Raw genomic sequence first — 20,602 nt, 5'->3', positions numbered from 1 at the left:
ATGAAACTCGCATGGCGTCTCAAGCGCGTCGACTTTTTGCTGCAGCGCGCGCGCGCCAGCCTGGCGCTGCGCGGCTGGCGCGGGACGCTTGCGCGCATCCGGCAGGAGTTCCGGCCGACAGCGACGCATGACCAGACGCTGTCGCTGATCGCGCTCGACGAGCCGTTCGCGCCGTTCGCGCTGCCGGCACCGCAGCGTCCGCGGGTGTCCGTGGTGATCCCGGTACACGGCAGGCGCGAGTACACCGTCGCCTGCCTGCGTTCGCTGGCCCGGCACGGCGCCCGGGTCCCGTTCGAGACGATCGTGGTGGACGACGCCTCGCCGGACGACACGCTCGACGTGCTCGCCGGAGTCGAGGGGCTGCGGCTGATCGCCAACCGCCACAACCTCGGCTTCGTCGGCAGCTGCAACGCCGGCGCCGCCGAAGCGCGCGGCGACTGTCTGGTCTTCCTCAACAACGACACCCAGGTGACGTCCGGATGGATGGACGCGCTGCTGCGCTGCTTCGCCGAACGCGCGCAGTGCGGCATCGCCGGCAGCCGCCTCGTCTATCCGGACGGGCGCCTGCAGGAAGCCGGCGCGCTGGTGTTCGCCGATGGCAGCGGCTGGAACGTCGGACGTTTCGAATCGCGCCACGCCACGCCTTATCGCTATCGACGGCAGACCGACTACGTGTCGGGTGCGGCGCTGATGATTCGTCGCGAAGTATTCCGGCGCGTCGGCGGCTTCGATACGCGCTATGCGCCCGCCTACTTCGAGGACGCCGATCTCGCCTTCGCCGTGCGCCGCCTCGGCCTGCAGGTCTGGTACGAGCCGGCCAGCACCGTGGTGCACTGCGAGGGCATCAGCGCCGGTACCGATCTCGATGCCGGCATGAAGCGCCACCAGCGTCCGAACCAGGCGGTCTTCGTCGAAAAATGGGCCAGCGAACTGGCGCTGCAGCCGCCACCCGGCACCGCTCTGGAGCGCGCGGTGCGCTGGAAGTGCCGCGGCCGCGTGCTGGTGGTCGATGCCACCATGCCGGACCCCGCGCGCGACTCCGGCTCGCTGCGGCTGTGCGAGATCCTGCAGCTCCTCGATGAACTGGGCTGGAGCGTCGCCTTCCACCCCGACGACGGTCGTGCCGACGACCCGGACATCGACCGGCTCGGCGCACTCGGTTGCGAGGTGCTGCGCGGCGCCGACATCGGCAGCCTGCCCGACTGGCTGCGTCGCCACGGCCACCGCCTGCATGCGGTGATGCTGTGCCGGCACACGGTCGCCGGCCAGTATGCCGATGCCGTTCGCCGCCACGCGCCGCAAGCGCGGCTGCTGTTCGACACGGTGGACCTGCACTTCCTGCGCGAGGAACGCGCTGCCGCGCACACTGGCTACGACGCCATGGCGCAACAGGCCGGTCAATCAAGGCGCAGCGAACTGGCACTGGTCGAGCGCGCGGATGTCACGTTCGTGGTCAGTCCCCACGAGAAGGCGCTGCTGGCCAAGCTCGCTCCCGGCGCCCGGGTGGACGTACTTTCCAACATCCACCATGTACACGAGGACATCCCCGGCCATGCGGACCGTCGCGACCTGGTCTTCCTCGGCGGTGCCGGGCACCCGCCCAACGTCGATGCACTGCGCTGGATCGCGGCGGACATCCTGCCCCGACTGCGCAAGGCGCTGCCCGACATCCGCGTGCACGCACTGGGCGACATGCCTGATCCGCTGCGCCGGGAACTCGACGTGCCGGGGCTGCGGCTGCACGGTCGCGTGGCGGATCTCGCCCCCTGGCTCGATGGCTGCCTGGCCTCGCTCGCCCCGCTGCGCTTCGGCGCCGGGGTGAAGGGCAAGATCAACATGGCGATGAGCCACGGCGTGCCGGTCATCGCCACCACGCTCGCCGTCGAGGGCATGCAGCTGCAGCACGATCGCGACGTGCTCATCGCCGATGATGCGGACGCCTTTGTGGATGCCGTACTGCGGCTGCGCAACGATGCGATCCTGTGGGATCGGCTCTGCGCCAGTGGCATGGAAAACATCCGCCGGCACTTTTCGCCGGAACAGGCCGCCGCGACGCTGCAACGCGCGCTGGATTGACCCGTCGGCCCCGCTCGGCAACCATCCGGACTCACGCCACCCCCTATGACGAACCTCGGAAAACTCGAAATAAGGTTCGTCATCCCCGCGAAAGCGGGGATCCAGTGACTTCAAGGCCCTGAAGAACAAAGGCAATGGATTCCCGCTTTCGCGGGAATGACGAACTAAAGAGCGGTTTTTCGAGGCTCGCCATGGACGGGCCATGGTCCATCCCAGCCAACCGTTCGCCCCGAGCGTAGCGAAGCGAAGTCGAAGGGCAGAGCCGTCACGACTGTTCCAGGGCGCAATCAACAAGACCATGCCGCTTCCCAACGCCCTTCGCAGTCCCCTGTACTCTCTCCTGCGAAGCGGGTTCCGCCTGCTTCCGCTGCCGACGGCCGTTCGCGACCGCTGGCGCCAGCGATTCCTCGATCGCCTTGCCGGACTGGTCCCGCCGGGTCCGCGGGGCCAGCCGGCGTCGGCAGACGCCCCGCTGCGGCGACCGCGCCATCACGCCGGCGGTCGCGCGCTCGGCTACCGCGAGCACAGCGTCGTCGCCTTGCCCGATCCGCTGCCGGCCACCGTGGTCGCGTTCTACCTGCCGCAGTTCCACCCGATCCCCGAAAACGACGCCTGGTGGGGCGAGGGCTTCACCGAGTGGCACAACGTGACGCGCGCCCTGCCGCAGTTCGAAGGCCACGTGCAGCCCCGGTTGCCCGGCAGCCTCGGCTTCTACGACCTGCGCCTGCCCGACGCCATGCGCCGGCAAATGCAGCTTGCCCGCGAGTACGGCATCGGCGCGTTCTGCAGCTACTTCTACTGGTTTGCCGGGAAAACCCTGCTGGAGCAGCCGTTGCGGCAGTGGCTGGACGACCCCGCGCTGGATCTTCCGATCTGCCTGTGCTGGGCGAACGAGAACTGGTCGCGGCGCTGGGACGGCCGCGCCGACCAGGTGCTGATCGCCCAGCGCCACAGCGCACAGGACGACCTCGCCTTTATCGCGCACGTGGCGCCGTACCTGCGCGACCCGCGCTATCTGCGGGTGGACGGCAAGCCCCTGCTGCTGGTGTACCGCCCGGGCTTGCTGCCCGAGCCCCGCAACACCGCCCAGCGCTGGCGCCGGTGGTGCCGTGAGCATGGCATCGGCGACATCCACCTCGTCTATGTGCAGAGCTTCGACAACGTCGATCCGGCAGATATCGGCTTCGACGCGGCCGTGGCTTTCCCCCCCAACAACATCACGCCCAGGCCGATCACCGACCGCTTCCGGCTGATCAACCCGGACTTCCATGGCGATATCCACGACTGGCGCGAGCTGGCCGCTGCCGACCCGCCGCGGGCCCGCTTTCCGCTCTACCCGACCGTCAATCCCGGATGGGACAACGAGCCGCGTCGATCCGGCCGAGGTCGCGTGTTCATGCATGCGTCGCCACGCGCCTACGGCGAATGGCTGCGCCGAAGCATCGCCCACGCCGGCACCACGCAACCGGCCGGGCGGCCGCCGCTGGTGTTCGTCAACGCATGGAACGAGTGGGCCGAGGGCGCCGTGCTGGAACCCGACGCCCGGCTCGGGCATGCGTGGCTGCACGCCACGCGCGCGGCGATGCTGCCTCAGGCAGCACGGGACACTCGCCCCTGCGTGGTGATCCACGCCTGGTATCCCGAGGTACTCGGCGAGATGCTCGATCGGTTGATCGCATCAAAGCTCGACTGGCGCCTGATCGTGACCACCACGCCGGACAAGGCCGAAGCCGTGCTCCAGGCCATGACGCGTGCCCGCATCGACGGCGAGATCGTGACGAGCGAGAACCGCGGCCGCGACATCCTGCCCTTCCTCCGCCTGGCCGACCGGCTGCTCGACGAAGGCGTCGAGGTGGTGCTGAAGCTGCACACCAAACGCTCCGTGCACCGACAGGATGGCGAGACCTGGCGACGGGAGTTGCTCGACGGGCTGCTCGCGCCGCAACGCGCGCAGCGGATTTTCGAGGCCTTCGGCGAGGACGCTGCGCTGGGGCTGGTGGCCGCGGATGGCCATATCCAGCCGCTGCATTATTACTGGGGCGCCAATCGCCACCATGTCGAGTACCTCGCAGCGCGGCTTGGACTCGCCCAGCCGGACGTGGAGCATGATCGGTTCATCGCCGGCAGCATGTTCTGGATGCGACTGGACGCCCTGCGTCCGCTGTTCGATGCGCATCTCGGCATCGACGAATTCGAAATCGAGGTGAACCAGGTGGACGGCACGCTGGCCCATGCGATCGAACGCATCTTCCTGCTTGCCGCGCATCACGGCGGATATCGAACGGAAACCGCTGGCCAGCTCTGCGGCGAAGCGCCGCCGGACGATCGCGCCTTCCCCTACGCGCGACGCGATTGACCGGGCAAACCGACGGCATACCTCCGCCGCCTCCCGAAACACGACGGCGGAGGGAGGGCCGCTCCGGGCCGATTTCGTGTGCGACATCCATACGCGGGCGCACGGATCGCACACTCGGGTTAGAATGTTCGTTCGATTCCAGGCCCCGGCGGCCCGCAACTCCCTAGGAAACGTGAATGAAGATTCTGGTCGGCTACAAGCGCGTCGTGGACTACAACGTGCGCATCCAGGTCAAGCCCGACGGCACCGGCGTGGTGACCGACGGCGTGAAGCTCTCCGCCAACCCGTTCGACGACATCGCGCTGGAAGAAGCACTGCGCCTGCGCGAGAAAGGCGTGGCCGACGAGGTGGTGGTGGTGGGCATCGGCCCGGCCGACCTCACCGCGCACCTGCGCAACGGCCTGGCGATGGGCGCCAACCGCGCCATCCACGTGGTCACCAGCGAGGCCGTGCAGCCGCTCAGCGCCGCGCGCGCCTTCCTCAAGCTGGTGGAAAAGGAGCAGCCCGGCCTGGTGCTGATGGGCAAGCAGGCGATCGACGACGACGCCAACCAGACCGGGCAGATGCTGGCCGCGCTGTGGGACCGTCCGCAGGCCACCTTCGCCAGCAAGCTGGAGATCGCCAACGGCAAGGCCACCGTGACCCGCGAAGTGGACGCCGGCCTGGAAGTGATCGAGGCCGAACTGCCCGCCGTGGTCACCACCGACCTGCGCCTCAACGAGCCGCGCTTCATCAAGCTGCCGGACATCATGAAGGCCAAGTCCAAGCCGATCGACACGATCGAGTTCGCCTCGCTGGGCGTGGAGTCGCACGACCATCTCACCACCACCCACTACGCCGCGCCGCCCAGGCGCAGCAAGGGCGTGATGGTCAAGGACGCCGCCGAACTGGTCGCCGCCCTCAAGCAGAAAGGCCTGCTGTAACCCCTCACCCCTGCAGGAGAGGCTTTCAGCCCCGACCGCCCCACCCACAGCGTCGCGACTGAAGTCGCTCCCACAAAAGCACCCAGATGCCACCCCTGTAGGAGCCCACCCTGTGGGCGACGCTCTTGATGTGTGATGTGCGGAAAATGCATCGCCCACAGAGCCTGCCCTCGACTCGATCGGGGGGCGGGCTCCTGCCCATCGACCACGATCCATGGATCGTCTGTCGATCTTCTGCCGACACCGATCCGGTGCGTTTGCGAATAATGCATTTCAGCATTACCATGCGTTTCAGGATATCGAGAACACCCGCATGACCACCTTGACCGTTACCGCCCGGGGGCAAGTCACCTTTCGCAAGGAGGTGCTGCAACATCTGGGCATCAAGCCCGGCGAGAAGATCGAACTGGACCTGCTGCCCGATGGGCGGGCCGCACTGAGAGCCGCCCGACCTGCCGGGTCGATGGCCGGTTTTGTCGGCCTGCTGGCCGGACGGACAGCCAAGGTTGCCACCATCGAAGAAATCAACGAGGCCGCTGCATCGGGCTGGTCTGGCCGCAAGTGAAGGTCGCCGTCGACACCCATGTGCTGGTTCGTGCTGTCGTGCGCGACGATGCCAGGCAAGCGGACATTGCCGCCAAGCTGCTGACGGATGCCGACCTGGTCGCGGTCGCGCTGCCGTGTTTATGTGAGTTCGTCTGGGTGCTGCGTCGTGTGTACGGCTTCACCGCTGCGGACGTGTCCGGTGCGATCCGGGCACTGCTCGATGCAGCCAATACAGAAACCAATCGGCCAGCCGCTGAAGCGGGCTTGGTCATACTCGAAGCCGGCGGCGACTTCGCCGACGGCGTGATCGCTTTCGAGGGACAATGGCTCGGCGGCGAAACCTTTGTCTCATTTGATCAAAAGGCGGTCGCGCTGCTCAATGCACAAGGCCGTTCCACACTCTTGTTGTGACACGCGAGCAGAAATAACCCCCATACCCAGGTAGGAGCCCACCCTGTGGGCGACGCTTTTTTCGCACCCACCCAAGAACATCGCCCACAGGGTGGGCTCCTACAAAAAGATTCGGAGACACTCATGAGCAAGATCCTCGTCATCGCCGAACACCTGCACGGCAAGCTCAACCCCGCCACCGCGCGCGCCGTGAGCGCCGCCGTCGCGGTCAAGCCCGAAGCCATCGACGTGCTGGTGCTGGCCGACAATGTCGACGCCATCGCCGCCGAAGCCGCCTCCATCGAAGGCGTGAGCCGCGTGCTCACCGTTGCCAAGCCGGAGAATGCGCATGCACTGGCCGCCGTGCTGGCACCCCAGGTAGCCAAGGCCGCTGCCGGCTACAGCCACGTGTTCGCACCCTCCACCACCTTCGGCAAGGACCTCGCCCCGCGCGTGGCCGCGCTGCTCAGCGTGGCCCAGGTCAGCGACGTGATGAGCGTGGAGAGCCCGCACACCTTCAAGCGGCCGATCTACGCCGGCAACGCCATCGTCACCGTGGAGGCCAACCCCGCCCACGCCGTGGTCGCCACCATCCGCACCGCCTCGTGGCCGGCCGCCGCCAGCGGCGCGAACAAGGCGCCGGTGGAAGCGATCACCGTCGACGCCGCCCTGCCCTCGCACACCCGCTTCGTGGAACTGCAGCAGGGCTCCAGCGACCGCCCCGACCTGCAGAGCGCGAACAAAGTGGTGTCCGGCGGCCGCGGCGTGGGCTCGAAGGAAAACTTCGACATCATCTACAAATTCGCCGACAAAATCGGTGCTGCCGTCGGCGCCTCCCGCGCCGCCGTCGATGCCGGCTACGTGCCGAACGAGCTGCAGGTCGGCCAGACCGGCAAGATCATCGCCCCCGAGCTGTACATGGCCATCGGCATCTCCGGCGCCATCCAGCACCTCACCGGCATCAAGGACGCCGGCACCATCGTGGCGATCAACAAGGACGGCGAGGCGCCGATCTTCGAGGTGGCGGACATCGGCCTGGTAGGCGATCTGTTCAAGATCATCCCGGAGCTGGAAGCGGCACTGGGCTGATCCGCCCGCGGCGCGGTGGTGCATGACCCCATCACGTGTCCCGCGCTCCAAGGCGTCCTCTGCAAAAAAAGCCGAAGGCGCAACCCAGGCAGCCGGCCTGCGCGGCGGTCGTAAAGCGCGTAGCCGACGCCTGGATCGGCTGGATCGAGGAGATTCCCGGCCACGCGCTGACCGGCGGAACATTGACGCTTCACGCGACTGGTCTATAGTCTGGTCTGCAACGATCCTGAACGGACAAGCCCATGAAAACGGAAATCGGCTCGTACGAAGCCAAGACCAGACTTCCGGAGCTGCTGAGGGCAGTCCGCAATGGCAAGGCTTTCACCATCACCAACCGCGGTGAAGAAGTGGCGAGACTGGTGCCACCCCGGACATCACGGTCCGTCGACGCCGATCGCGCCGTGGAGGACATGAAAACCTTCATGCACACGCAGCCGGTCCGCGGCGTCGACATCAAGGCGCTGCGCGAGGGTCTTGCGCTGGCCACGCTCGACGAGGATTTGCGCAAGGCCGCCAGGCGCGCTGGCGTACCCATGGTGGCATGAGCGGCAGGCGACGTAGGCGGTCGTGGCAGGCGCACGGAAGAGAGAGCACTACACCGCAAGCGACAGCAGGCTCTCAACTGATAGAGGTACGCCAGTAAGCAACGCGGCCGTTTCCTGTCGGCGTTTGTGTCAATGATGTCCGGACACCGCCAAATCCCATGCCGCGGGCATCTCCGGCGCCATCCGGCACCTCACCGGCATCGAGCACCACGCAACCCGCAGGAACCCGCTCACGGGCGATGCCGTTGCTTTCGACCTTCGAGTGCATCATCAGCACGCGCCGAGGTCGGCGTTTCGGATGCGGGAAGCCTGGGATGCGGCGATCGACGTGCCCGATCGAATCCGTGCGACGGTGCCGCTCATCGGTCACCAGCCCGAAGGCTGGCCGATCGGGCTCCAGGGGCAGGTTGGCGGCGGCCTTGTGGGAGCGACTTCAGTCGCGACTGGGTGGCTTGAGGCGAAGGGCGGTCGGGGCTGAAGCCCCTCCTACAACGGCAGGTGCGCGAAGCGCGGGACGGCCTCAAGAATGGCACGGTGGAGCTAGTCGATAGCGAGGTGATGTGGGAGCGCCTGCGGGCCAGAGCCCGTGAGCTTGACGCGAGCCAAGCCAGGCCCCACCGGCAAGCAGCGCCGGAAGGCGTAGGTGCCGTGGCGATCGCGTACAGCGGCAAAGCCGAGTCCGATCTGCTGGACATCCTGGAATACGGCCACACGGCATGGCCAGGCACCGCCGATGACTTCATGGCGCAGCTACAACAGCGCATCGAGTCCACGCTGACCAGCCATCCCAACGCCGGCCGCCGCAAGGGGCGTGAACAAGGCACGCGCGAGTGGGTGCCGACTGGCACCCCGTACATCGTTGTGTACGTCAAGAGTGCAGCCGGCATCGAGGTGTGGCGTGTGCTGCACGGCGCGCAACAGTGGCCGCCGGTTCCCTAGTACTACTGCGTGGCGGCGACAAGAAAACGCAGGCCCGCGATGTCGCCACGGCAAAGAAGCTGGCCAAAGAAGTGGAGTACCCCCCATGGCTGAAAAACTGACGGCTTACGATCCGGCGCTTGCGCTGGTAAACGATGAGGAACTGGCCGTCTTCATGGCCGATGCCTTCGAGGGCGGCGGCGTGCTGCACGCAGGCGACAGCACCATCGAGCTCGACATCGACCACTGCCTGGCGGTGCCTCTGGCGCGGCCGTGGAGAAAACTTGATCTGTAATTCATATGAATTACACTCCGGACATGGCAATTCGACAGGAGCGCCGTCATGGCTGCTAACGCACTGATACAAACACGCGTCGATGCCGCTGTAAAAGAACGGGCAGCGGCGGTTCTGGGTCAGCTGGGCATGACCGTCTCCGACGCCGTGCGCATCCTGCTCACGCGGACAGCCAACGAAGGTGCGCTGCCGTTCGCGCTGTCCGCAGACCCGGCAGCCCATGACGCATGGTTCCGGACGAAGGTGCAGCAGGCTCTGGACGACTCACGGCCGGCGACCCCCCATGCCCAGGTCGAAGCCCGATTCGCCGAGCGCCGGGCCGTCGCCCACCGAAAGGCGGCAGGTGAGGAGTGAGGCTGGAATGGTCGGCTTATGCGATCGAGGACCGCGTCGCCATCTTCGAGTACATCGAGGCGGATAACCACAGGCGGCGGTGATCGTCGATGATCGCATCCGCCTGCAGGTGGAGCAGCTGATTCGCCACCCGGAGAGCGGTCGCATCGGCCGCGTGGAAGGAACCCGCGAGCTGGTCATCGACCGCACCCCGTACATCACCGCTTATCGGATGGCCGGCGACACGGTGCGCATCCTGCGTGTGCTGCACAGCGCGCAGCAGTGGCCCGACGCCTTACCCGGGTAAACCGTCGAAAACACTATCTTGCCGTGTGCGAGCGCCTGTTTCTCGTGCAACGCCTGCCGCCGTGGCATCGCAACCACGCCAAGCGCCTGATCAAGACGCCCAAGGTGCACCTGGTGGACAGCGGCCTGTGCGCCACCCTTTCCGGCCTCGCGGCCGAGGATGTGGTTGCCCAACGCGAACGCTTCGGACATCTGCTGGCATCCTTCGTGGTTCAGCAGCCGCGCGCGCAAGCGGGCTGGACTGCGCCGGAGCTCAACTTCTGGCATGACCGCGACAAGGATCAGGTGGAAGTGGACCTGGCCATCACCCGGGGGCGCGATGTCTGGGGCGTGGAAGCGAAAGCCGCTGCCACCGTCACGCCCGCCGATGGACGCGGCCTGCACCGGCCGCCCTCACTTCACTCAACAGGTCAGGATGACGATCAAGCACCTTGAGCAACTTCACCAGCGCCAGTGGGGGCTTGGTCTTGCCGGTTTCGTACCGCGAGAACGCATTGACGCCACCGCCGAAGATTTCGGCCGCTTCGCGTTGGTCGAGCGCCAGCTTCTTTCGGACACTGGCGATGAAGCTCGGATCGACGATGGAGGCGTTCACCTGCTTGTTGAAATCCAGCATCGCCGCACTGGTCCGCGTCGACTCGGCAACATCCAGGATCATTTCCCCGCAGCTCGGGCAGAAGTCACCCGTGACGCCCGCAATGAGGGTCGATTCGCCCTTGTAGGTGTAGGGCAGGTCACGGGTGTCTCGCACCAGTTCCGCGCCTGCGCACGATGGACATTTCATGGTCAAAGCTCCTTGAAGGACACGATGAGCACGTCATCGATGACCGTCAGTTTCAGGTAGACCTCGCCAGCGGACGTGCGGGGCCGGTACACGCCTGCCACACCCGATGATCCGCATGCGTAGTCATGCTCTTGTAGAAATCCTTCGTGGTCAGCGAGGCAACCACGCCGACGATGCCGTCAAAGTCGAAGCCCAAGGCAGCACCTCCTGCCAAGGCCGAAAAGGTAGAGCGCACCTTGCCGTCGGCAAGCAAGGTCTTCACGGCGGCCAGCTTGCAATGAGGCGTGCTTTTCTCCATGCGGCAAGCCTAACCTAATAGGTTTAATTTAGCAAGTAGGTTAATGGCGCGGGTGAGCGCCGTTTGGCCTGTGCGCCACCCTTTCCGGCCTCGCGGCCGAGGGTGTGGTTGCCCAACGCGAACGCTTCGGACAAGGGCGCCGACGCGCCACCTGGTACCGCGACTACCTCGAAACCCTTGTGCCGCGCGACGTGCGTGACCTGGCCCGAATCAGCGCGCTGGAAGCGTTGCCACGCCTGCTGGCGTTGGCCGCGGCGCAAACAGCGCAATTGTTCAATCTGAGCGCGCTGGCTGCTCCGTTCCAGCTCAGTCGCCCCACCATCGGTGATTACGTCACGCTGCTGGAACGAGTGTTCTTGCTTGAGCGTCTGCCGCCATGGCACAGCAACCGGGTCAGCCGTCTGGTGAAAACACCCAAACTGCACATGGGCGATACCGGACTGGCCTGCGCACTGCTGGGCGTCGATGCCACCGCACTGGCGGCCGATCGCGCCTTGCTGGGGCACTTGCTGGAAACCTTCGTGTTCCAGGAACTGCGCCGCCAGGCCAGCTGGCATGATCAGTCGCTCGCTTTTTACCACTACCGCGACAAGGACATGGCCGAAGTAGACATCGTCATGGAACAAGGTGCACGCGCCGTGGCCGGCGTGGAGGTCAAGGCCTCCGCCACGGTCAACGCCAGCGACTTCCGCGGCCTGCGCAAGCTGCGCGACGCGGCAGGCAAGCGTTTCGTCGCTGGGGTGGTGCTGTACGACGGAGAAACCTGCGCCAGCTTTGGTGACGGCCTGTTTGCCGTACCGTTGCGGGCACTCTGGGAGAAGAAATAAGGCAAGTGGTTCGCGTTGTGTGTAATGGAATGGGTCGAGCTGGCAATGATCCGTACCAATACGACCGTACTCAATGAAGTCGACGTCGAAACCGCTGCCCACATTCGGGTATCCTTGCGAAAAAAGCTGAAGGCGCAACCCATGCAACATACCTACACTGCGGTCGTAAAGCGCGTAGCCGACGCCTGGATCGGCTGGATTGAGGAGGTTCCCGGAGTGAACTGCCAAGAGACCAGCCGCGAAGAGCTTCTTGAGTCCCTGCGGATCACCTTGGTCGAGGCCATCGAATTCAACCGGGCTGAGGCTATCGGCGCCGCTGGACATGGATTCGAAGAGCTGCCTATCGCGGTATGAAGCGCCGCGATCTTCTTCAACACCTCACATCCGAAGGTTGCAGGCTCCTCCGCGAAGGTGGCCGTCATTCATGGTGGCACAATCCTGCTCTTGGCAACCGCAGTGCCATTCCACGGCATAGCGATATCAACGATCACCTGGCTCGCAAGATTTGCCGCGACCTCGGCATCCAGGAGCCAGAGCGGCTCTGACCCTTCCACAACCAAGTCGAAGCCGCTCCGCGGCTTGGCTTGAATCAGGCAATACGTGGCCATGAGCAAGATCCTCGTCATCGCCGAACACCTGCACGGCAGGCTCAACCCCTCCACCGCGCGCGCCGTGAGCGCCGCCGTCGCGGTCAGGCCCGAGGCCATCGACGTGCTGGTGCTGGCCGACACCGTCGACGCCAACGGCACCGGCGCCGCCCCGATCGAGACGCTGACCGCCGACGTGACACGACCCACGCACGCCCGCTTCGTCGAACTGAGGCAGGGCGGCAGCGACCGCCCCGACCTGCAGAGTGCCAGCAAGATGGTCTCCGGCGGCTACGTGCCGAACGAACTGCAGGTCGGCCAGACCGGCAAGATCATCGCCCCCGAGCGTACAGGGCGATCGGCATCTCCGGCGCCATCCAGCACCTCACCGGCATCAAGGACGCCGGTACCATCGTGGCGATCAACAAGGACGGTGAGGCGCCGATCTTCGAGGTCGCCGATTTCGGGCTGGTGGGCGATCTGTTCAAGATCGTTCCGGAGCTGGGGCAAATGATCGGCTGATCCTTCTGTAAGTATGCCTGCTCAATGTCAGTTTGAACTTGCCTTCACTGCCAACTGAGCACGAGAAGTCGTTGCGTTTGTGCGCAAGCACGAAGAATCGAAAGGGAATACGGATGACCCAAACACAGGTAAGCCAAGCACCATCGCCGCAGGAACGTACGCTCGTTCCGCTGTGCGTCGATCTGGACGGCACCCTGATCCGCTCCGATTTGTTGGTCGAGTCTGCGCTGGCACTGCTTGCTCGCAAGCCGCTCACCGTGTTTGCGATGCTACTGTGGTTGCTAGGTGGAAAAGCGCGCCTGAAGCGTGAGATCGCCCGTCGCGTCGAGCTCGACGCCACCACCCTTCCCTACAACCACGACCTCGTCACATGGGTGCGCGCCGAGCAGCAAGTCCGCCCCGTGGTGCTATGCACCGCCGCGGACGCTGCATTGGCCGAGCTCGTCGCCGCCCACGTGGGTGGCTTCGAACTCACATTGTCCAGCGACGGCGCACTGAACCTGTCCGGCGCTAACAAGGCGCAGGCACTGGTTGACCGCTATGGCGAACGCGGCTTCGACTACGCAGGCAATGCGGCAGTCGACCTGCACGTGTGGAAGCACGCGCGCTCGGCCATCGTCATCGCCTCGGGCCCGAGCCTTGCGCGCGCGGCAGCGCGGGTCACTGAGGTCGAACGGACCTTTGCTTCCCCGAAAGCTTCCGTACACAAGTGGCTGAAGGCGCTGCGCGTGCACCAGTGGGTCAAGAACGTGCTGGTGTTCCTGCCGCTACTCGCAGCCCATCGGATGCTGGACATGCATGCCGTTGCCGATACGCTGCTGGCCTTCTTCTGCTTCAACCTGTGCGCTTCCAGCGTGTACCTGACCAACGATTTGCTCGACCTGGCAGCCGATCGTCAGCATCCTCGCAAGCGGCATCGCCCATTTGCAGCCGGCACGCTGCCGCTCACAGCTGGACCGATCGCCGCGATCGCACTGCTGATCAGCAGTTTTGCGCTGGCGTGGCTGGTGGAACCGACTTTCTTTGCCGTGCTGCTGGGCTATTACCTGCTCACCAGCGCGTACTCGTTGAGGTTCAAGCGCATCATGATGCTCGACGTTGTGGTTCTGGCACTGCTGTACACCACGCGGATACTCGCTGGCGCCGCGGCGCTGGATACGCCGCCGTCGTTCTGGCTGCTGGCGTTTTCCATGTTCATTTTTCTCAGCCTGGCGATGGTCAAGCGCTACACCGAACTGCTGGCAGCGCAGAAGGCCGGCAAGGTCACGGCCAGCGGTCGTGGCTACGATGTGGAGGACATCCCACTGATCCAGTCGCTGGGCGGGTCCAGCGGCTATCTTTCGGTCTTGGTGCTGGCGCTTTACATCAACAGTACCGCCAGCGAATCGCTGTATCGCCATCCACAGTATCTTTGGGTGCTGTGTCCGCTGCTGCTGTACTGGATCAGCCGCACCTGGGCCATCGCACACCGCGGCATCATGCACGACGATCCGGTGGTGTTCGCGGTGAAAGACAGCGTCAGCCGTGTGCTGCTCGGGCTGGCAGCCCTGATCGCCCTGCTCGCCATCTGATGGCCACGGTCGGTCAATCCTGGGGACGCTATCCTGCCGCCACGCAGTCGGTTGTGGTGATCACTGACCGGCATGCACTGCTGCCGACCACGGATGGTTCCATGCTGCCGCACGGCAACGGTCGCAGTTACGGCGACAGCTGCCTCAACGACGGGGGTACGCTGCTGCACGCGCGCGGCCTTGATCGTTACATCCGTTTCGATTCTTCAACCGGCCTACTTGAGTGCGAGGCCGGCGTACTGTTCTCGGAAATTCTCGAGCTGGTGGTGCCGCAGGGCTGGTTTCTGCCGGTGACCCCGGGCACCAAGTTCATCACCGTCGGTGGCGCCATCGCCAACGACGTCCATGGCAAAAACCACCACAAGGCGGGTACGTTCGGCTGCCACGTGCTGGCGTTTGAACTGCTGCGCTCCGACGGCAGTCGCCGGCTATGCACCCCGGTCGACCATCCGGAATGGTTCGCCGCCACGATCGGCGGCCTGGGCCTGACCGGGTTGGTCACCTGGGCGCGCATCCAGCTGCGCCGCATCGCCGGGCCTTGGATGAGCACCGAGGTTCATCGCTTCAAGGATCTGACCGGCTTCTTTCGTCTGTCCGAAGCCTCCGACCGCGACTACGAGTACACCGTGGCCTGGATCGACTGTGCGGCCAAGGGGCGCGCGCTGGGACGTGGCCTGTTCACCCGCGCCAATCATGCGCCGGCATATCCCGATCGTCGCCCGGCGGCCAGCGCCCGTCGCCTCGGGGTACCGCTGGTACCGCCGGTGTCGCTGATCAACCCGCTCAGCCTGCGCGCGTTCAACACGCTGTACTACCATCGCCAGCGGCAGCAGGTGGTACATCAAACCACCCACTACGAGCCGCACTTCTATCCGCTGGATGGCATCCGCGACTGGAACCGCATCTACGGTCCGCGCGGTTTTCTGCAATATCAATGCGTGGTACCACCAGCCGCCGCGGAAGCCTGCGTCGAACAGCTGGCGCGGATGATCTCGGCCAGCGGTAGCGGCTCTTTTCTCGCAGTATTGAAGCAATTTGGCCAGCGGCGCTCGCCCGGACTGCTGTCCTTTCCGCGACCAGGGGCCACTCTGGCGCTGGACTTTCCCAACCGTGGCGCACACACGCTGCAACTGCTGGATCGTCTGGACGAGGTCGTCGCCAAAGCGGGCGGGGCAGTGTATCCGGCCAAGGATGCGCGCTTGTCTGGCAAGCTGTTCCGCCAGTATTTCCCGGCATGGGAAACCTTCCACCCGTTTATCGACCCGCGTTTCTCGTCCAGCTTCTGGCGCAGGGTCATGGAGTAAGCATGCTCAGAGTACTCATCATCGGCGCCACATCGGCCATTGCCGAGGCCACCGCGCGACGTTACGCGCAACGCGGTGCGCGCATCTTCCTGATCGGCCGCAACGCAAGCCGACTCCATGCCATTCGCGACGATCTTCGCGTCCGCGGCGCGGCCGATGTCAGCTGTGACACGCTGGAAGTGAATGATCTGGCGGCCCATGCCGGTGCGCTGGATCAAGCCTGGCAATGGCTCAATGGGGTGGATGTGGTACTGATTGCGCACGGCACCCTGCCCGACCAGACAGCCTGCGAAACGTCCGTGCAAACGGCCATGGCCGAATTTGCCACCAACGGCACATCCACCATCGCGCTGATGACGGCGATCGCGCCCCGCATGGAGGCGCAACGGTCCGGTGTACTTGCCGTCATCTCATCGGTAGCCGGTGATCGCGGCCGGCAGAGCAACTATCTCTATGGCGCTGCCAAGGCCGCCGTCAGCACCTTTGCCAGCGGGCTGCGCCAGCGGCTGGCCAAGGGCGGCGTGAACGTGCTCACCATCAAGCCGGGTTTTGTGGATACCCCGATGACCCGCGATTTCCCCAAGGGCGCGCTGTGGGCCAAACCCGAAGCGATTGCCCGCGGCATCGTGCGCGCCGCCGATCGCGGCCGCAGCGTGGTGTATCTGCCGGGGTTCTGGTTGCCGATCATGCTGATCATCCGCCACATTCCCGAATTCATCTTCAAGCGCATCAAGCTGTGACCACTGACCACCCCACGAGCAAGATCGACAAACACGCCAAACTGGTACTCACCGGCGCTGCCGGGCTGGTGGGCCAGAACCTGATCGTGGAACTGAAGGCGCAGGGCTATACCCGGCTGGTCGCGATCGACAAGCATGCCTACAACCTGGACATCCTGCGCCAGCTGCATCCCGACGTGGCGACCGTGCAGGCCGACCTCGCCGAGGACGGTGACTGGACGCAGACATTTGCCGGCGCCGCCTGCGTGGTGCAGCTGCACGCCCAGATCACCGGCAAGTCGTCGGAGCTCTTTGTACGAAATAACCTCGATGCCACCGCAAAGGTGCTCGATGCCGTGCGCCAGCACGCGGTGCCCTACCTGGTGCACATCAGCTCCTCGGTGGTGGTGTCGGTGGCCAACGACGACTACACCCGCACCAAGAAGGCGCAGGAGAAAATGGTGGTGGAAAGCGGCCTCACCCACTGCGTGCTGCGCCCCACCCTGATGTTCGGCTGGTTTGATCCCAAGCACCTGGGCTGGCTGTCCCGCTTCATGGCCAAGACGCCGGTGTTCCCCATTCCGGGTGATGGCCGCTACATGCGCCAGCCCTTGTACGAACGGGACTTCTGCCGCTGCATCGCGCACTGCATCGCGACGCAGCCCGATGGCGACGTGTACGACGTGGTCGGCGATACCCGCATCGACTACGTGGACATCATCAAGACCATCAAGCAGGCCAAGCGGCTGCGCACGGTGATCGTGCATATCCCTTACGGCCTGTTCCACCTCCTGCTGCGCGTCTACGCGCTGTTCAGCGGCAAGCCGCCGTTCACCGCCGACCAGCTCAAGGCACTGACTGCCGGCGACGAGTTTCACGGTGTGGATACGGCGCAGGTGTTTGGCGTACGGCAGACGCCGTTCGCCGAGGCGATCCGCGAAAGCTATTGCGATGAAAAATATTCAGGCATAACCCTCAAACGATAGGCGCGCGACAACACGCCCCCCGCCCCAAGGTCCGTGAGTCGCGACGCGGCTATCGACATTCACTCTGCAAAAGGTTTGAAACATGAGCTCGGAAGCTGAAGTACTAAAAAGCATGTATGAAGCGCGTTTCGACAAGAACGCCCAGGCAAGCAAGAATGAAATATGGAAAGTTCTCTGCCGGAACTATTTCCAGAAATACGTGAAATCAACCGATACCGTGGTTGATATCGGCGCGGGTTATTGCGAGTTCATCAACAACATTCAGTGCGCCGACAAAATTGCCGTGGATCTCAACCCTGACGTATCCACCCGCGCCAACGCCGGTATCAGAGTCATCAATGAGTCGTGCACCCAGCTCTCGTCGATCCCCTCCGGCAGCGTTGACTGCGTGTTCATGAGCAATTTTCTCGAGCACTTGCCCAGCAAGGAGCTGGTGCTGAATACCCTCCGCGAGTCCCGCCGCATTCTCAGGCCCGGCGGCCGCGTCATGATCTTGCAACCCAATATCCGCTACCTCCCGGGAGAATACTGGGACTATTTCGACCATCACACGGCACTTACGGACCGCAGCTTGGCCGAAGCGCTTGGCTTGGCCGGCTTCGACGTCCCCGTCTGCATCCCAAGATTCCTTCCATACACGACCAAGAGCCGCCTGCCCCAGTCGCCATGGCTGGTGGCACTTTACCTTCGATTGCCCATGTTCTGGCGATACATCGGCAAGCAGGCTTTCCTGGTGGGTACCGTCCCGGCCTGAAGGTCGTCGGTGTCCACGCTGCATCAAAAATTTGCATCTTTCGGAATCAGGCAATGAATTTCAAGATCATTGGCGCCGGCCCCATGGGCCTGATGGCTGCCATGGAGTTGCTCAAGCGCGGCCACGAGGTCGACATCCACGAGCGCGACGACCGCATCGGCGGGATGTCCGCCACGTTCGATTTCGACGGCCTGGAGATCGAGCGCTACTACCACTTCATTTGCAAGACCGACTACTCGTTGTTCGAACTGCTGGCCGAGCTTGGCCTCAGCGACAAGCTGCGCTGGACCGACACCAGGATGGGTTTCTACTACAACGGCAAGCTGTATCGGTGGGGCACCCCGTTCGCCCTGCTGGCGTTCGACGGGCTGGGCCTGATCGGCAAGCTCCGCTACGGCGTGCACGCCATGTACGCCAAGGGCATCAAGGACTGGCGTCCGTTCGACCGCATGCGCGCCACCGAATGGATCCGTCGCTGGGTAGGCGACCGTGCTTACAACGTGCTGTGGAAGAGCTTGTTTGAACTGAAGCTGTTCGAGCACAGCGAGGAGATCTCCGCCGCCTGGATCGGTACCCGCATCAAGCGCGTGGCGCTGTCGCGCCGCAATCTCATGCAGGAAACCATGGGTTACCTGGAGGGTGGGTCGGCGACATTGTTGGAAGCCATGGAGCGCTTCATTGTCGAACGCGGCGGGCGCATCCACCTCAAATCCGGTATCGACCGGGTCAACGTCACCGACGGCCGCGTCAGCAGCGTCGAGGTCGGCGGCGAGCAGCGCCGCTGCCAGGCGGTGATATCCACCGCCCCGATTCAGTACGTGCCCCGGCTGGTGCCCGACCTGCCAGCCGAGTTCACCGCCCGCATCAACCGGATCAAGAACATCCCTGTGGCCTGCGTGATCCTCAAGCTCAAGCAACCCCTGAGCGAAAATTTCTGGATGAACATCAACGACGCGAGCATCGAGATACCCGGCGTCATCGAGTACACCAACCTCAACCAGATGACGCCCTCAGTCCTCTATGCGCCGTTCTACATGCCCAAGACACATCCCAAGTGGGCGCACAGCAACGACGAACTGATCGACGAGGTGATCGGCTACCTCGCCAAGCTCAACCCGGCCTTTTCAGCGGACTGGGTGCTCGCCCGGCATTGTCATCGCTACGACTTTGCCCAGACCATCTGCCCGCCGGGCTTCTACGACATGCTGCCGCCCATGGAGACCCCGATTGCCGGTCTGTACATGGCGGATACCTCGTACTACTACCCGGAGGATCGCTCGATCAACGAAAGTATCGCCGTCGCACGCCAGCTGGCTACTAGCGCGATTGGAACGTCCATATGATGTCGCGCCAATTCATCAAGTTCCTCGTGACGGGCGGTGTTGCCGCCATTGCAAACTTCGGCTCGCGCATCGTCCTGAGTTACTGGCTGCCGTACATCCCGTCGATCATCATCGCGTTCTGCATCGGCCTTATATCGGCCTTCGTCCTCAATCGCACCTTCGTCTTCGTCAATGCCGCCAACACGCTACGAAACCAGGCCTGGTGGTTCACCATCGTCAACCTGGCAGCCTTGGTGCAGACCCTGGCCATCAGCGTCATCCTGGCCAAATATGCGCTGCCCGCGCTTGGAATGGGGACACACGCCGAAACGATTGCACACGGCGTAGGCGTGCTGGTGCCGGTGATGACCAGCTATCTAGGGCATAAACACCTATCGTTCAGGCAATAAAGATGTCTGATTTCCCTGATTAGCCCGGAAAAGCTCTTGCTGAAGTTACCTTTTTCGCAAACCATCAGCCGGCGTGGGCCGATGGTCTGCGTCAATCACACTAGCAACTTCTACGCGTCTCATTCATTTAGCAAGCTCTAAGCCAATTTTAAGTGTCCGCGGCAGAACCTTTCCATCCGGCAGAGTTATGGTGGACGTGGGCTCGCTATTCGGATAGGTATAAACGGCCAAACGATTGTCTCCAGATGAACGCGTGAGTACATATTTAACCGCATGACCCGACACAAGCATCAGCGACTTGGTTAACGGGATCTTGAAATACATATTATCCTTAGATGCTGCTAAATCCTCCGAACCATCTGAACACTTTTCATCTTGACAGACATGAACTGTCAGACGTCCGGCCGACGAATTTCCGTAATTACCAACTTGCACATCAAAGCTTTCAACAACCCCACCCCGCGGTACAACGAATTCACCCTTTATAGATTGATTGGACGCAAGACCTTCTGTAGCATTACTTCGCCCGTCTAGTGGAGCTTCAATCAAACTCGTCCCTTGATTAGCGGAAGGCGTTCCTTTTGACATATCAACGTCACTACTGGGATTCTGAGCCGCGTGCTGATTGCAACCAGTCAACATTGCAAAAAGTATAGCGCCTGAAACTAGGTATATATTCTTCATAAAGACACCTCAACGATAATTCAAAAGACTGGATACATTCCAGGCTTGATTGGGTCG

At 63.8% G+C, this 20,602-nt stretch carries 27 protein-coding genes and 1 pseudogene; 23 read left to right on the top strand and 5 right to left on the bottom strand.

Features of this window, described 5'->3' with window-relative positions; all coding sequences use genetic code 11:
- The 7 genes from ACO2Q2_RS13230 to ACO2Q2_RS13200 all read left to right on the top strand — a co-directional run bounded on the left by ACO2Q2_RS13230 (position 1) and on the right by ACO2Q2_RS13200 (position 7,925).
- Positions 1-2,076 carry a glycosyltransferase gene (locus tag ACO2Q2_RS13230; RefSeq protein WP_423256247.1) on the top strand — a complete coding sequence of 692 codons (2,076 nt, stop codon included), beginning with the start codon at positions 1-3 and terminating at the stop codon, positions 2,074-2,076.
- 298 nt (positions 2,077-2,374) lie between these two features.
- Positions 2,375-4,432, top strand: coding sequence for a glycoside hydrolase family 99-like domain-containing protein (locus tag ACO2Q2_RS13225; RefSeq protein WP_423256246.1), 2,058 nt, complete (start codon positions 2,375-2,377; stop codon positions 4,430-4,432).
- 176 nt (positions 4,433-4,608) lie between these two features.
- On the top strand, positions 4,609-5,355 hold the full coding sequence (locus ACO2Q2_RS13220) for an electron transfer flavoprotein subunit beta/FixA family protein (protein ID WP_423256245.1): 747 nt from the start codon (positions 4,609-4,611) through the stop codon (positions 5,353-5,355).
- 313 nt (positions 5,356-5,668) lie between these two features.
- Entirely contained in the window at positions 5,669-5,920 is a 252-nt protein-coding gene (locus tag ACO2Q2_RS13215) for an AbrB/MazE/SpoVT family DNA-binding domain-containing protein (RefSeq protein ID WP_423256260.1), read from the top strand.
- Positions 5,917-6,312 (top strand): type II toxin-antitoxin system VapC family toxin, encoded by a 396-nt coding sequence (locus ACO2Q2_RS13210; protein WP_423256244.1) that lies wholly within the window; start codon positions 5,917-5,919, stop codon positions 6,310-6,312. Before ACO2Q2_RS13215 ends, ACO2Q2_RS13210 begins: the two co-directional genes overlap by 4 nt.
- A gap of 123 nt (positions 6,313-6,435) precedes the next feature.
- Positions 6,436-7,380, top strand: a complete 945-nt coding sequence (locus tag ACO2Q2_RS13205) for an electron transfer flavoprotein subunit alpha/FixB family protein (protein WP_423256243.1) — start codon at positions 6,436-6,438, stop codon at positions 7,378-7,380.
- Positions 7,381-7,622: 242 nt separating this feature from the next.
- Complete coding sequence (locus ACO2Q2_RS13200) at positions 7,623-7,925, top strand: type II toxin-antitoxin system prevent-host-death family antitoxin (protein WP_423256242.1); 303 nt, start codon at positions 7,623-7,625, stop codon at positions 7,923-7,925.
- Positions 7,926-7,998: 73 nt separating this feature from the next.
- Here the strand turns inward: ACO2Q2_RS13200 and ACO2Q2_RS13195 are convergent, their stop codons facing one another.
- A complete protein-coding gene (locus tag ACO2Q2_RS13195; protein ID WP_423256241.1) occupies positions 7,999-8,295 on the bottom strand; it encodes a hypothetical protein in 297 nt (98 codons plus the stop codon).
- A 278-nt stretch (positions 8,296-8,573) separates the two neighbouring features.
- Here ACO2Q2_RS13195 and ACO2Q2_RS13190 point away from each other — a divergent pair, with 278 nt between their 5' ends.
- The 5 genes from ACO2Q2_RS13190 (at position 8,574) to ACO2Q2_RS13170 (ending at position 10,212) form a co-directional block, all read left to right on the top strand.
- Complete coding sequence (locus ACO2Q2_RS13190; RefSeq protein WP_423256240.1) at positions 8,574-8,864, top strand: type II toxin-antitoxin system RelE/ParE family toxin; 291 nt, start codon at positions 8,574-8,576, stop codon at positions 8,862-8,864.
- Positions 8,865-8,949: 85 nt separating this feature from the next.
- Positions 8,950-9,138, top strand: coding sequence for a hypothetical protein (locus ACO2Q2_RS13185; protein ID WP_423256239.1), 189 nt, complete (start codon positions 8,950-8,952; stop codon positions 9,136-9,138).
- Between the two features lie 48 nt (positions 9,139-9,186).
- Positions 9,187-9,492: a type II toxin-antitoxin system RelB/DinJ family antitoxin gene (locus ACO2Q2_RS13180; protein ID WP_423256238.1), complete on the top strand. Its 306-nt coding sequence runs from the start codon at positions 9,187-9,189 to the stop codon at positions 9,490-9,492.
- A gap of 79 nt (positions 9,493-9,571) precedes the next feature.
- Entirely contained in the window at positions 9,572-9,778 is a 207-nt protein-coding gene (locus ACO2Q2_RS13175) for a type II toxin-antitoxin system RelE/ParE family toxin (protein ID WP_423256237.1), read from the top strand.
- A 23-nt stretch (positions 9,779-9,801) separates the two neighbouring features.
- Positions 9,802-10,212 carry a DUF4143 domain-containing protein gene (locus ACO2Q2_RS13170; RefSeq protein WP_423256236.1) on the top strand — a complete coding sequence of 137 codons (411 nt, stop codon included), beginning with the start codon at positions 9,802-9,804 and terminating at the stop codon, positions 10,210-10,212.
- Here ACO2Q2_RS13170 and ACO2Q2_RS13165 read toward each other — a convergent pair.
- Genes ACO2Q2_RS13165 through ACO2Q2_RS13155 form a run of 3 tightly spaced genes read right to left on the bottom strand, consistent with a single transcriptional unit; the run spans position 10,133 to position 10,859 of the window.
- Positions 10,133-10,561 (bottom strand): type II toxin-antitoxin system MqsA family antitoxin, encoded by a 429-nt coding sequence (locus ACO2Q2_RS13165; RefSeq protein WP_423256235.1) that lies wholly within the window; start codon positions 10,559-10,561, stop codon positions 10,133-10,135. The genes ACO2Q2_RS13170 and ACO2Q2_RS13165 overlap by 80 nt on opposite strands.
- Before the next feature lie 2 nt (positions 10,562-10,563).
- Complete coding sequence (locus tag ACO2Q2_RS13160) at positions 10,564-10,653, bottom strand: type II toxin-antitoxin system MqsR family toxin (RefSeq protein ID WP_423256234.1); 90 nt, start codon at positions 10,651-10,653, stop codon at positions 10,564-10,566.
- Positions 10,614-10,859, bottom strand: coding sequence for a type II toxin-antitoxin system MqsR family toxin (locus ACO2Q2_RS13155; protein ID WP_423256233.1), 246 nt, complete (start codon positions 10,857-10,859; stop codon positions 10,614-10,616). The genes ACO2Q2_RS13160 and ACO2Q2_RS13155 overlap by 40 nt, the downstream gene beginning before the upstream one ends.
- Before the next feature lie 104 nt (positions 10,860-10,963).
- Between ACO2Q2_RS13155 and ACO2Q2_RS13150 the strand changes: the two genes are divergently transcribed.
- The 11 genes and pseudogenes from ACO2Q2_RS13150 to ACO2Q2_RS13100 all read left to right on the top strand — a co-directional run bounded on the left by ACO2Q2_RS13150 (position 10,964) and on the right by ACO2Q2_RS13100 (position 19,861).
- On the top strand, positions 10,964-11,686 hold the full coding sequence (locus tag ACO2Q2_RS13150; RefSeq protein ID WP_423256232.1) for an ATP-binding protein: 723 nt from the start codon (positions 10,964-10,966) through the stop codon (positions 11,684-11,686).
- Positions 11,687-11,710: 24 nt separating this feature from the next.
- On the top strand, positions 11,711-12,040 hold the full coding sequence (locus tag ACO2Q2_RS13145) for a type II toxin-antitoxin system HicB family antitoxin (RefSeq protein WP_423256231.1): 330 nt from the start codon (positions 11,711-11,713) through the stop codon (positions 12,038-12,040).
- The gene (locus ACO2Q2_RS13140; RefSeq protein ID WP_423256230.1) at positions 12,037-12,231 is read left to right on the top strand and encodes a type II toxin-antitoxin system HicA family toxin; all 195 of its coding nucleotides are present in this window, start codon (positions 12,037-12,039) and stop codon (positions 12,229-12,231) included. Before ACO2Q2_RS13145 ends, ACO2Q2_RS13140 begins: the two co-directional genes overlap by 4 nt.
- A 61-nt stretch (positions 12,232-12,292) precedes the next feature.
- A pseudogene (locus tag ACO2Q2_RS13135) lies at positions 12,293-12,795 on the top strand (electron transfer flavoprotein subunit alpha/FixB family protein).
- A 170-nt stretch (positions 12,796-12,965) separates the two neighbouring features.
- Entirely contained in the window at positions 12,966-14,366 is a 1,401-nt protein-coding gene (locus tag ACO2Q2_RS13130; protein ID WP_423256259.1) for a UbiA family prenyltransferase, read from the top strand.
- The gene (locus ACO2Q2_RS13125; protein ID WP_423256229.1) at positions 14,366-15,670 is read left to right on the top strand and encodes an FAD-binding oxidoreductase; all 1,305 of its coding nucleotides are present in this window, start codon (positions 14,366-14,368) and stop codon (positions 15,668-15,670) included. Before ACO2Q2_RS13130 ends, ACO2Q2_RS13125 begins: the two co-directional genes overlap by 1 nt.
- A 2-nt stretch (positions 15,671-15,672) precedes the next feature.
- A complete protein-coding gene (locus ACO2Q2_RS13120; RefSeq protein ID WP_423256228.1) occupies positions 15,673-16,410 on the top strand; it encodes an SDR family oxidoreductase in 738 nt (245 codons plus the stop codon).
- 23 nt (positions 16,411-16,433) lie between these two features.
- Complete coding sequence (locus ACO2Q2_RS13115) at positions 16,434-17,375, top strand: NAD-dependent epimerase/dehydratase family protein (protein WP_423256258.1); 942 nt, start codon at positions 16,434-16,436, stop codon at positions 17,373-17,375.
- An 82-nt stretch (positions 17,376-17,457) separates the two neighbouring features.
- Positions 17,458-18,129, top strand: coding sequence for a methyltransferase domain-containing protein (locus ACO2Q2_RS13110; protein ID WP_423256227.1), 672 nt, complete (start codon positions 17,458-17,460; stop codon positions 18,127-18,129).
- Between the two features lie 53 nt (positions 18,130-18,182).
- Entirely contained in the window at positions 18,183-19,472 is a 1,290-nt protein-coding gene (locus ACO2Q2_RS13105) for an NAD(P)/FAD-dependent oxidoreductase (RefSeq protein WP_423256226.1), read from the top strand.
- Positions 19,469-19,861 carry a GtrA family protein gene (locus tag ACO2Q2_RS13100; RefSeq protein WP_423256225.1) on the top strand — a complete coding sequence of 131 codons (393 nt, stop codon included), beginning with the start codon at positions 19,469-19,471 and terminating at the stop codon, positions 19,859-19,861. The genes ACO2Q2_RS13105 and ACO2Q2_RS13100 overlap by 4 nt, the downstream gene beginning before the upstream one ends.
- A 123-nt stretch (positions 19,862-19,984) precedes the next feature.
- Here ACO2Q2_RS13100 and ACO2Q2_RS13095 read toward each other — a convergent pair whose 3' ends face one another.
- Positions 19,985-20,545, bottom strand: a complete 561-nt coding sequence (locus ACO2Q2_RS13095; RefSeq protein ID WP_423256224.1) for a hypothetical protein — start codon at positions 20,543-20,545, stop codon at positions 19,985-19,987.
- Positions 20,546-20,602 lie beyond the last annotated feature (57 nt).

The sequence above is a fragment of the Dyella sp. KRB-257 genome (genome assembly GCF_049445995.1).
In the GTDB taxonomy this organism is placed as follows: Bacteria; Pseudomonadota; Gammaproteobacteria; order Xanthomonadales; family Rhodanobacteraceae; genus Dyella_A.
The sequence above is the reverse complement of the archived record's forward strand: the minus strand, read 5'-3'. Positions and strand labels throughout refer to the sequence as shown.